Here is a 12,100-nt window from a genome sequence, read left to right on the forward strand (position 1 = left end):
AAAGCTGCTAATTTCCTAATCCATAAATCTTAACTCCAGACTATCAATCCTGAAAATCCTATAATCCCATGAATCCAGGTTCCAGACAATAAATTCAAATTACAGACATGCATTCCATATTTCTACAACCACCCACTTTAGAAAACAAACGTGTTTTATTAAAACCTTTATCAGAAGAAGATTTTGAAGGGTTGATTGCTGTAGGGTTAGCCCCCTCTTTATGGGCAGTTTCTTACAACAAAATTGCTACTAAAGAAGATTTACAGCAATATCTGAGAACAGCCATTCAACAACGGGAAACTGGGCAAGCAGTTCCTTTTACTATTATTGATAAGCAAACCAACAAAATTGCAGGCTCTACCAGATACGGAAACATCTCTTTCGATCACAAACGCCTCGAAATCGGATGGACCTGGGTAGGCGTTGAATTTCAGAAAACTGGCTTAAACCGGGCCTGTAAACATGAATTGTTACAGTATGCTTTTGAGACTCTTCTTATGCAAAGGGTCGAACTCAAAACAGATGCATTAAATACACAATCCAGGGAAGCGATGCGGAAAATGGGCGCAACAGAAGAAGGTACTTTACGCAGACATATGATTACAGAAGGAGGACGAAGCCGGGATAGCGTATATTTTAGTATTATTGCAGACGAATGGCCAAAAATCAGGCAGGAAAAATTTGGTCAGTATATCTTATAATTTTAGTTTGAAATATAAGCCTTTCGCTTGCAACTAAATATATAGTAATGTCTGCCAACTTATAAATCTTACAATCTTTTAATATTCTAATTCTCTAATCCTTAAATCCCTTCTCATGAGTTTAGTCGTAGTCGGTTCGGTCGCTTTTGATGCCATAGAAACTCCTTTTGGCAAAACAGATAAAATCATCGGCGGTGCCGCCACTTTTATTACGCTGGCCGCTTCATATTTTACAAAAAAAATTAATCTGGTAGCTGTGGTTGGCGGCGATTTTTTGAAGTCAGATATTCAGATGTTGCAGGAACATGGTGTTAACACAGCCGGCTTACAAATCAAAGAAGATGAAAAGTCATTTTTCTGGTCGGGCAAGTACCATAACGATATGAATTCCAGAGATACACTGGTAACAGAACTGAATGTGCTGGGTACTTTTGATCCTGTTATTCCGGAAGAATACCAGAACTGCGAATACTTGATGCTTGGGAACCTGGCTCCATCTGTACAAAAAACGGTAATTCAGCGCCTGCGCAAACGTCCGAAATTGATTGTAATGGATACCATGAATTTCTGGATGAATATTGCCCTATCTGACCTCATGGAAACGCTTACAATGGTAGATGTGCTTTCTATCAATGATGAAGAAGCCAGGCAGTTAGCCGGAGAATATTCCTTAGTAAAAGCTGCCAGAAAAATTCTGACTATGGGTCCTAAAATCCTCATTATTAAAAAAGGAGAGCATGGAGCCCTGTTATTCCGTGAGAACCAGGTGTTTTTTGCACCAGCCTTACCTCTGGAAGATGTATTCGACCCAACCGGTGCAGGAGATACATTTGCCGGTGGTTTTATTGGGTACTTAGCTAGTACCAGGGATATTTCTTTTGATAATATGAAACGGGCGATCATCTACGGATCGGCGATGGCTTCATTCTGCGTAGAAAAATTTGGAACCGAACGGTTACAGCATCTATCCAAAGCAGAACTCGAAAGCCGGGTGCAGGAATTTGTAGAGCTGGTACAATTTGAGATCGCTCTGGCATAAAAACCTTTATACAATAGTTGCCTTTTTATTACAAGTGTAGCAAACAGTAGGTATCTTACTGACTTACTGTTTGCTACACTTTAGAGATATATATAATTTTAACACAATCAAATTTTAAACTTATTCTGAAGGTAAGCAGGCTTTTTATAGCAGCGGTGTACCGACAGGAATAATAAATCTGCAAGTGTTAAACAGGAATATCTCAACCCTATGTATCAGAAAATCTACAGTGCCTTCCTTATTTTTTTATGTAGCTTTTTTTTATCCATTCAGCTATCTGCACAGAGTAAAACAGCAATTGCCAAAATCGATAAAGCTGACAAATTTTTCCTTATCAATGATTTTGCCAGTGCCTTATCGCTTTATTTAGACCTGGATAAGACAGAGCCTAAAGATGCCCTCACTAATTACCGGATAGGTATTTGTTATTTTAACTTGTCGCAGAAAGAGAAAGCATTGCCCTATTTCGAGTATGCGCTTTCACACAAAAGCGAAAATGTACCGGATAAAGTATACCAGTATGCCGGGCAATTATATCATTTGTCTTACCGCTTCGATGAAGCTATCAAAAACTTTACAGCGTATAAGAAGTCATTAGAAAAAACAAAAGCTAAAACCACCGAAGCAGACCGCCAGATAGAAATCAGCCGCAATGCAGGGTTGTTGTTAAAAGATACACTGAATGTTTTCATTCAGAATGTAGGTTCACCTATTAATACTGCTTTTACTGAATACGGTCCGGTTATTTCTGCCGATGAAAGTACGCTGATTTATACTACGCTAAAGCCAAATGCGGCCATTAAGAAAACAGGCAGTTCTGCAAATACTGAATACGAAGATATTTCTATTGCTTATAGAAAAGATATTGGCGTGTACTCAACACCGGTAAGTATCGGCCTGAATACGAAAACAAATATTGGTTCGGTAGGCTTATCTCCCGATGGCCAGCATCTGCTTATTTACATGGGCGGTCAAACCAACAATGGAGATATTTATAGCTGTTCACTCCAGGGCGACAAATGGGCCAATCCAGTAAAATTGTCTTCCAAAATCAATTCGGCTTTCCAGGAAAGCAGTGCCAGTCTTACTCCTGACCAGAAAACACTCTACTTTGCCAGCAACCGGCCGGGTGGACTGGGTGGTTCTGATATTTATGTCGTACATAAAACCAGCACTGGCGAGTGGAGCGATCCTACGAATATGGGGGCTGCTGTAAATACTCCCTACGATGAAGATTCTCCTTTTATTCATCCGGATGGCAAAACCCTGTATTTTAGTTCTATGGGACATAATACAATGGGGGGTAGCGATATATTTAAATCTACACTTAATGGTAAAAACTGGTCTGTTCCAGCTAATATGGGTTTCCCGATTAATACCGTTTATGATGACAATTACTTTGTATTGTCGGCTGATGGTAAAAAAGGCTATTATTCTTCTAACCGTCCGGGCGGTGCAGGAGGAGGAGATATCTATTTCCTGGGTATTCCAGAAGAGCAAGGCGTAATTCCGCTTACAATGATGAAAGGCCGTATTATTACCGGAAATAAACAGGTGCCTACGAAAATCAAAGTGATTGATAAAGAAAATAGTGAGGTGATTAATAACGTATATGATCCCAATATTAAAACAGGCAATTACCTGATTATTTTTCCTCCCGGCAAAAGCTATGATATGATTATAGAGGCGGAAGGATATATGCCCTATCTGGTGAATATTTGTGTGCCGAATCAGAACTATTTTTATGAACTGTATCAGGAAATTCATTTGAAATCCATTGTGCAGGCTGGCAAACATATTGGCCAGGAGATCTCAGTAAAAAATGTGTTTTATGACATCGAAAAAGATTCTACTCTGTTTGATCCTTCTAAGTTCGGTTCCAATAACTTAGATCTTTATGACCTGATGGACAACGTGATTGCTGCCTCTGATACGACTGCGCTAAATTATCTTCTGAATATGATGTATAATGAAAAATCGGTGGATTTAAGCAGTGTGTCTTCTGAGCCCTTAACCGGAACCTATTACTACGATGATGCCCAGGGGAAATTACAGCCGGTAGTTATCAATGGCGACACCATTTACACATTGCCTGCTTTTAAAGTGGTTGGCGACCAGATAACAAAAGCAGAGCCGGTAGTAAGAGAAGCGAAGGAGCAGATTACCAAAGAAACTGTAATTGAGCCGAATAAAACGTATATTATTTATTTCGATACCGATAAAACAGATCTAAAAACAGATGCAATGCCAGAGCTGGAAAAAGTGTACACTTATTTGAAAAAGAACAATTCGTATGGAATAAAAATAGCAGGTTTTGCAGATGCAGATGGCAGCGATGAACGTAATAAACTCATTTCGGATAACCGGGCTAAAGCAGTAGCTAAATATTTGTCTACCAAGGGGATTACTACAACCAGAATTACAGCAAAAGGCTATGGCCAAGTTCCCGAAGCTAAGAAGAACGAACAGGAGCAAGACAAGAAACTACACCGCAAAGCTGAGATTATGATGGTTGAACTCAATAAGTAAAAAAAGGCTTTCCCTAATATAAACAGCGATGGATCTTAACTCCATCGCTGTTTATATTTTGTGCCTTCACATGTTTCCCTCCGTCAATACCGGTTGTAATACTTTCCAGACATTCTCTGCCACAATTTTATGTCCTTCAGGTGTAGGATGAATCCCATCCGGAAGATTTAATGAAGGGATACCGCCTACATTCTCCAGCAGAAAGGGAATTAGAGCAGTATTGTTTTTTTCTGCCAGTTCTGAAAATATTCCCCGGAATTTAGCTGTGTAATCTGGGCCCATATTCGGTGGAATCTGCATACCCGCAAGTACGATTCTGGTTTCCGGATTTTTAGCCTTTACGGTATCGATAATGGCTTGTAAATTTTGCCTTGTTGATTGCACATCTATGCCCCGTAAGCCATCATTACCTCCTAGTTCCAGTATAAATACATCTACTTTCTCCCGCAATACCCAGCTGATACGGCTTTTGCCGCCAGCTGTAGTTTCTCCGCTCAATCCAGAATTAATCACTTTGTAAGGCAAGTTCAGTGAATCTAATTTTGCCTGAATAAGTGCCGGAAATGCCTGGGAGGGATCTAATCCATAGCCGGCTGTAAGACTGTTACCAAAGAACAGAATTGTTTTCGGGCTTTGTTGTGTATTATTCTCAGCTGTTGAAGCTTGCTTTTGAGTTTGTTCTTTCCCTTCCTGTTTATTCTCATTTTCTGCATTCTGCTGACAACCCATACAGGCTATGCTAAGCATTGATATATAGCAGAATAGTTTTATTAATTTATGCATACAATAAATACCTGTTTAAATGCGACTACAATATTAAGTGATCTAAAAATCTATTACAGTTTTTATTCTGGTTATAACAACTTTTCTTGTACTGGAGTTATTGATAAGAATAAAAATTTTATCAGTCAATAAAATTTCATGCTTTGATCAGGGTTTTACCGATTGTAAAATAACTCATTTCTTTAATCGTAAAAGCCTAGGAAGTTTTATCCATCCATGTGAAGGCAAAGCCACTTATCACTAATTAGAAGCAGAAATTTAGCTTTACAGGATTTTATACGTAAATTAAACTTTAAAATAATAATAGCTATTGAGGCTACTTCATAAATTTCGTTACTCATTTTAAATTACTCATATATTTCATGTCGAGCATCCTTCGCGTACAGAACCTGACTAAATCTTATCAGAGCGGCAACCGTACCCTTACAGTTTTAGACAACGTTTCTTTCGATTTACAAGCTGGTGATACCTTTTCTATTGTTGGTCCTTCGGGAAGTGGTAAAACGACACTTCTGGGTTTATGCGCCGGCCTTGACCGGGCTTCTTCCGGAAGTGTATACCTGAATAATGTGCAGTTAGATAATTTAACAGAAGACCAGCGGGCACAAGTACGGAATCAGTACGTAGGTTTTATTTTTCAGAATTTCCAGCTGATGCCTACACTTACTGCGCTGGAAAATGTAATGGTTCCAATGGAATTACGGGGAGAGAAAGGTGTAAGTAAACGGGCGCTGGAATTATTAGACAGAGTAGGGCTTGCCGCCAGGCAACATCATTATCCCATGCAATTGTCCGGAGGAGAGCAGCAGAGGGTTTCTTTGGCCAGAGCTTTTTCTAATCAGCCAAAAATTCTATTTGCCGACGAGCCCACTGGTAACCTCGATACAGAAACAAGCGAAAAAGTAGTAAATCTGATATTTGAGTTAAACCGGGAGAAAGGCACTACGCTAGTACTCGTCACTCATGATCTGGAACTGGCTGCCAAAACCGGAAGAATCATACGTATCAAAGGTGGGTCTGTAGTATCGGATACAATAACGGCCGACAGGGTTGAGACAAGCAGCAGATAGAATTAGATCTATAGTTCTATCATTAATCAGGAAGGAGCAATAATTTACCGGTGGTTTTACGCGATTCCAGGTCAATATGTGCCTGTTTTGCCTCAGCGAGCGGATATACATGTTCTATCTGAAGCTGCAGGCTACCATCGGCCACCCAGCCTAGTACCTGATTCGCTCTTGCTAGCAATTCCTCCCGTGTGAGCATATAATGCCCTAGTGTAGGACGGGTTAAAAAAATCGAGCCTTTCCCACTCAATATCAATGGATCAATCTGAGGTGCTGGTCCGCTCGAAGCCCCAAACAAAACCATGTATCCTCTGGGCATCAGACAATTAAGCCCTTTGTCGAACGTAGTTTTCCCTACAGAATCGTATACAGCCTGCACTCCTTTACCTTGGGTAATACGTTTAACTTCTGTTTCAAAATCTTGTTTCTCATACAGAATTACCTCGTGAGCGCCAGCTTTTCTGGATAGCTCTGCTTTTTCTTCCGTAGAAACAGTAGTAATCACAGTTGCCCCTAGATTTCTGGCTATTTGTGTAAGCAACAACCCAACACCTCCGGCACCGGCATGAATTAATACCGTATCGCCAGATTGAATAGGGTACGTGCTATAGCTTAGATAATGTGCTGTCATACCTTGCAGCATAATGGCCGCTGCTGATTTAAAATCAACTTCAGAGGGTATCACGACCAGCTTAGTTGCCGGAATTAAAGTATACTCAGCATACCCTCCTAACTGCATAGCATAAGCTACCCGGTCACCTGGTTTTACTTCTGTTACACCAGCGCCTACAGCCTCTACAATACCAGCAGCCTCCATCCCGGGACTAAATGGAAGTTTTCCTGGATAACGGCCGGTACGGTGATACACATCTATGAAATTTACACCAACAGCTTTTACCCTGATAAGCGCCTCTCCTGAACTTGGTTTGGGTATAGATATATCTTGGTATAGAAGTACTTCTGGTCCTCCGTATTGTGTAATCTGTATGGCTTTCATAAAAGTGATTGAATATGCAGAATACAGGCAAGTATCTGACTAATAATATTGGGGAAGCTATATGGTGTATAGCCTGGTCTCAAGTAAATAAAAATAGGATACGGAAAAATATTATACAGCCAGAGCGGCAATATTGATAAGCTAGTTACTAAAATAATTAAAATAATATAGTTAGGTGGTTTGTTTTAAAGCCTGTAAATCCCTAGCGTAACTGAGGATGCCAGAAAATATCCTACAGGAGAATCTGCAATATTAAAAAGATTTATTTTTTAACATCTTTATCAACCCATCCGCCATTATCACATACACTCATTGTGGAGGTAGATTTTACAGTAGTTTTACTTGGAGTGGCAAGTTGTAAGGCTAGAGCAATTAAGAAAGTAATCATAGTAGTAGTAGTTTTATATTGTCCGTGATTATTATAGCTCAAAATTGCTGAATAAAACACTTGTAAACCAGGAATGTTTGGCTTTGATCGTAACAGGCAGTATATAAAAGGAGATAGGCAGTTTATCGTAAATAAACTGAGGATTGCTGGCGCTGGCGGATAAATATAGACAAAAAATCTTAACAATAAATAGAATTTGTAACAAACGAAAGTGGTATTTTTGTTACATCTACTATATCTGCTGCGAAAAATAAGTGAAATTCATCCGGCAACCATAGATTGCCGGATGAATACAGGCACTTCAGCCTACTACTACTTAGGTGCCATTGATAATAACTTAATTGCTTATGACAAATGTATAGGGATTCATATTATAATAACAGGAAATATACAATGCTTTTGTAACATGCTGTAAATGGCTGTTATTATGTTGATTTTGAGGTTTAAACCAAGATAATACCTTAATTCCTAAATAAAATTATGGAAGAAATAAAGGAATTAGTCAAAATTGTAACAAATCGGGGAATAAAAAAAATATCATTGCTTGACTGGGATGAAAGAAAGAAAAGCAAGGATATGGAATTGTTTTATGGTATCCAAAAAGGCAATTATACTTCCGACGAAAAAGCAGCCCACTCCCTCTATGGAAGTACTCCAGATCAGGCGGCTTATAAAATGGCTAAGTCCAGATTAAGAAAAAAACTTCTTAACCATTTGTTTTTCCTGGACTTCAGCCGCTCAAGAATTTCGCACAAGTATGAACAGGAATGCCTGAATCTTCTGCACCAATCCAGGATGCTGGTAAACCTGGGAGAGCATAAAACTTCCGAACGATTGCTGAATAAATTATTCAAAATTTCTACCGAAACAGAATTTACCTATATCACAGTTTCGTGCCTCGAACTTTTACTTTATATCTATTCACAAACAGGAAAACACCGCTTATTTTACAAAAGCAAAGAAGTATTATTACATTATCGCACTATTGCCAGATACGAACAAGAGGCTGAAGATTACTATAACATGTCCAGGCTGGAACTAAGGCGATCGGTACAAACCAGAAAGGAATACTTGCCTAAACTAGTCCCAATTTTGGAGCGCCTTAAAAAAATATGGAAACAGTCACATTCATTTAATGCCTTTGAATATTATTATAAACTCAACCTGTTTTATTACGAACTTGTAGGTAATTACCAGGAAATTATTAATACGGCACGTGATTCAGATAAGCTGTATGCGCATGGAAAAATTAATACGATCCGGTTTGATCACAGGTTTAATAAGTTTATGAGTGTGAGCGCCTGCTTGCGTAATAAGGAGTATGATCAGGGTTTGCTATTGGCTAAAGACTATATTCATTCTTTTGATACGGCTTCCAGCAACTGGTTTGCCTTTATGGAGAATTATGTATTGCTAGCCATTCATGCTAAAAAGTATGAAACAGCTTTAAAGTTATTTATTGAGGTAGACCGTAATCCTTTTTTTACGAAACTCGCCCGACTAACTAAAGAAAGGTGGAATTTGTACAGAAGTTACCAGTATTTTGTATATCCACATGAAATTTTATTTACCGAATTCAATTATCAGACTTTAGTAGCCTCTGTTCCTGAATATAGCAAAGATAAACAGGGTTTTAATGTTGCTATTTTGATTCTTCAATTTTTGTATTATTTAAAAAAGGGAGATACAGATAGTTTGTTGCATCGGATAGAGGCAATGCGAAAATATGCCGGCACCCATTTAAGGGATAATTTCAGTGATCGCACCAGAGATATTTTCAAACTATTGATGTTAGTAGTGAAAGAAGACTTTCAGCCAGTTTTATGCCGCAAAAAAGGCAGATACCTCTATGAAAAATTACAGGATGTTGCTCCGCCAGGAGATGCCTATGCAGAAATAGAAATTATTCCTTATGAACACATATGGGAAATCATTTTGGAAATAATGGCTGAACAGACAGTGTTATAGAAAACCCTTTTTTTAATTTATTTTGATTGTGGGGCCTTATTAAAATATCGTAGCTTCAATTAATCGTTTCTCCAGAAAAATATCTCAAAATCAATTGTTACAAAATTCAATTTATGCAATAAATTTTTGTATGAACTTATTGTATAAAAATGCCAAAATTTGTAAAGATACACGTTTTTATTGTAGATGATGTTTGGTAATTGCTTGTTACTTTTCCCTCCTGATATTCCTTTTTTATGTTTTTTTTAAAAGGTACATTTGAAATAGTTACCAGTTTATCAAAAAGCTAATCAGCCTGAACAATCAATCAACCGGTTCTAAGTGGCCGGTTGACTGATTATTTCTGTCTGTAGGATTTGCTAAATAAAATCGTAACTAACTTATTTACAGATATATAAATAAAGTGCATGCTAAGTCTCATTATAGCTTATTATGTTACTTATCAGTATAATAGTTTAAAAGATTTTTTGAGAGGCATTGGCCAGATTTGATTTATCAGTATTTATAGTACCTAATCAGCAATTGTATATGTCTTCTCAATATTTTTCGAATCAAAAAAAATCAGAGGGCCGTATTCATTCCGATTCCGTGGTGGTTCGTTCGGGCAATGACCGCTTGCAAAGTGATATCATTAATTTAATGATGAGCCGCAATGATAATATCACCAGGGAGCAGGCTATTACTTTGCTGGAAACTTATGCGTCTGCTTTTGAGAAAATATTAAACCAACAACCTACCTCTATTGCTGCCAGAGGCGTATCCGTTTCTTCTGACTACCACGATAGTAATATTCCAGCAATCGATCACATTGAGAACTATCAGAAAGTATCTCCAATTCCGGTTTTAACCCATTGTCTTAATGTAGTATCGCATACGCAAACGGTTATGTGGGGATGTGTAGTACAGCTCTATGGAAAACATTTATCTTTCGACCGGAGCGATGAAAAACAAGGCATTTTTATGATTGAATCACAGACTCGCTTACCAAATAAAATACATACGCTTGTACGGGTTAAAGCAGAAAATATAATATTTATGATACCGGGAGGTTTGCCCCCCGGAAATTACAATGTAGAGCTAAGGGCACGTTGTCCGCACTCCGGGGATTTGCATACAGGCATGTTGCCAGATATAATTCATGTAATTATCTGACAAATAATCGCAACAGGGAAATGATAATATGAACAAAAGACAAAATTACTTATCTACCTGGAAATGTAAAATTTAGAGATTGAAAGGAGATAAAGTAATAAATCTGATACAATAAGTATTTTGACCTTTTGGTTCAATGATCATTAATAAATATATCTGTTTATTCTCAATAAATTGAATAGGTACTTAACAGAGGCCAGCTTTTGTAAAACTAAAAAAGAAGAAGAGAAAATATGATAGAATTTTTACAATAGAGAGTTATGCAAATTATTATCAGTTATGAAGTAAATTCCAAGCAGTCAGCTGTGAGAGATATCATGAAACTGAAAGGGTATGAAGAGATATGGACCAAAAACGAAGTGCAATACCGTTTGCCGGAAACTACCCTTTGGAAAGAAGATACCACTCCATCTCAGGCAATGGAAGACCTCAAAAAAGTAGCTAGAGCACTAAATATTGAATTACTAGGAGCTTCTGCTGCTGAATTCACAGATTGGGAAGGTTTACAGGATGAAATAAAGAAAGAGGATAATTAACACACCTTTGTGGATATTTTAATGCTATGCCCTTCCGGTATTCACCGGGAGGTTTTGTTTTATATAGGTATCACTAATTTAATTTTCTTTAAAAAATTGCATCTATAATAATTCATAGAAAGATTTGAATAAGTATACTAATAAAATTTACTTAACATTGGGCTTTCACAAAAACACATCATGTATTCTATGAAAAAAGTTTTGATTCTATTAGCCGTTGTTTTGTCATTTGGTGCAGCAAAAGGCCAGACAGAACAGGGAAATTTTTTATTGGGCGGAAGTTTTGGAGCGAGTTTTAATAACCGGAAAGTGGAAACACCTACAAGCAATCCTAATCAGACTGTTATTACAGAAACCAGAAGTACTGGCATTACTTTTACGCCTAAAGTAGGTTTTTTTATTACAGATGGTATGGCGATTGGTCTCGATGCAGATATCAACAGTACAACCAGTAAAAACAAAGATAACAATGTAAAATCTACTTCCTCTTATTTTACAGTTGGTCCTTTTGCCAGGTATTATTTTCCTGTTAATCTGTTTATAGAAGGAGGAGCCGGTATTGGCAGTGGAAAAAATGCAGCTTATGCAGAAACCAGGGTGTTTAAATATTCAGTAGGTGCCGGGTTTGCTGCTTTCCTCAATGATAATGTTGCCTTAGAACCTATGGTGAGTTATAGCGGCCTTAATTTTACTAATTCTAAGAATACGGATTTTAAAACTAGAAATAGTGGATTGCAGGTTTCTTTAGGGTTACAGATATACTTATGATCTACTAATTAATCTATTATTTTTTACCGGCCAGATGTAAGTTTACATCTGGCCATTTTCATTTTTAGCCAGTTTATTCATCATTTCCGGTTTCAACTTCATCTTTTCTACAGAAAGCTTTACCATGTAATTAGAGCATTTCTATAGCTAATAGTATTTTTATAAAAGTAGC

General features: G+C 37.7%; 11 protein-coding genes. 8 read left to right on the top strand and 3 right to left on the bottom strand.

The window, feature by feature from the left end; genetic code table 11:
* The first annotated feature begins 107 nt into the window (after positions 1 to 107).
* From GXP67_RS15990 to GXP67_RS16000, 3 genes are all read left to right on the top strand, one after another.
* Entirely contained in the window at positions 108 to 701 is a 594-nt protein-coding gene (locus GXP67_RS15990; protein WP_162444052.1) for a GNAT family N-acetyltransferase, read from the top strand.
* Between the two features lie 115 nt (positions 702 to 816).
* The gene (locus GXP67_RS15995; protein ID WP_162444053.1) at positions 817 to 1,740 is read left to right on the top strand and encodes a PfkB family carbohydrate kinase; all 924 of its coding nucleotides are present in this window, start codon (positions 817 to 819) and stop codon (positions 1,738 to 1,740) included.
* A 210-nt stretch (positions 1,741 to 1,950) separates the two neighbouring features.
* The gene (locus GXP67_RS16000) at positions 1,951 to 4,269 is read left to right on the top strand and encodes an OmpA family protein (RefSeq protein ID WP_162444054.1); all 2,319 of its coding nucleotides are present in this window, start codon (positions 1,951 to 1,953) and stop codon (positions 4,267 to 4,269) included.
* Positions 4,270 to 4,335: 66 nt separating this feature from the next.
* On the opposite strand, the gene GXP67_RS16005 is transcribed toward GXP67_RS16000, so the two are convergent.
* A complete protein-coding gene (locus GXP67_RS16005; RefSeq protein WP_232065240.1) occupies positions 4,336 to 5,016 on the bottom strand; it encodes an arylesterase in 681 nt (226 codons plus the stop codon).
* A 398-nt stretch (positions 5,017 to 5,414) separates the two neighbouring features.
* Here GXP67_RS16005 and GXP67_RS16010 point away from each other — a divergent pair, with 398 nt between their 5' ends.
* Positions 5,415 to 6,122, top strand: coding sequence for an ABC transporter ATP-binding protein (locus GXP67_RS16010; RefSeq protein WP_162444056.1), 708 nt, complete (start codon positions 5,415 to 5,417; stop codon positions 6,120 to 6,122).
* 22 nt (positions 6,123 to 6,144) lie between these two features.
* Here GXP67_RS16010 and GXP67_RS16015 read toward each other — a convergent pair whose 3' ends face one another.
* A complete protein-coding gene (locus GXP67_RS16015) occupies positions 6,145 to 7,116 on the bottom strand; it encodes a quinone oxidoreductase family protein (RefSeq protein ID WP_162444057.1) in 972 nt (323 codons plus the stop codon).
* 262 nt (positions 7,117 to 7,378) lie between these two features.
* Positions 7,379 to 7,504, bottom strand: coding sequence for a hypothetical protein (locus GXP67_RS37810; RefSeq protein WP_262890495.1), 126 nt, complete (start codon positions 7,502 to 7,504; stop codon positions 7,379 to 7,381).
* Positions 7,505 to 7,984: 480 nt separating this feature from the next.
* On the opposite strand from GXP67_RS37810, the gene GXP67_RS16020 reads away from it, so the two are divergent.
* From GXP67_RS16020 to GXP67_RS16035, 4 genes are all read left to right on the top strand, one after another.
* The gene (locus GXP67_RS16020) at positions 7,985 to 9,472 is read left to right on the top strand and encodes a hypothetical protein (RefSeq protein WP_162444058.1); all 1,488 of its coding nucleotides are present in this window, start codon (positions 7,985 to 7,987) and stop codon (positions 9,470 to 9,472) included.
* A gap of 528 nt (positions 9,473 to 10,000) precedes the next feature.
* Positions 10,001 to 10,624, top strand: a complete 624-nt coding sequence (locus tag GXP67_RS16025) for a DUF4469 domain-containing protein (RefSeq protein WP_162444059.1) — start codon at positions 10,001 to 10,003, stop codon at positions 10,622 to 10,624.
* Between the two features lie 260 nt (positions 10,625 to 10,884).
* Positions 10,885 to 11,160, top strand: a complete 276-nt coding sequence (locus tag GXP67_RS16030) for a hypothetical protein (protein WP_162444060.1) — start codon at positions 10,885 to 10,887, stop codon at positions 11,158 to 11,160.
* Positions 11,161 to 11,349: 189 nt separating this feature from the next.
* On the top strand, positions 11,350 to 11,928 hold the full coding sequence (locus GXP67_RS16035; protein WP_162444061.1) for an outer membrane beta-barrel protein: 579 nt from the start codon (positions 11,350 to 11,352) through the stop codon (positions 11,926 to 11,928).
* The last annotated feature ends 172 nt before the right edge of the window (positions 11,929 to 12,100 follow it).

The sequence above is a fragment of the Rhodocytophaga rosea genome, from assembly GCF_010119975.1.
GTDB lineage: Bacteria > Bacteroidota > Bacteroidia > Cytophagales > 172606-1 > Rhodocytophaga > Rhodocytophaga rosea.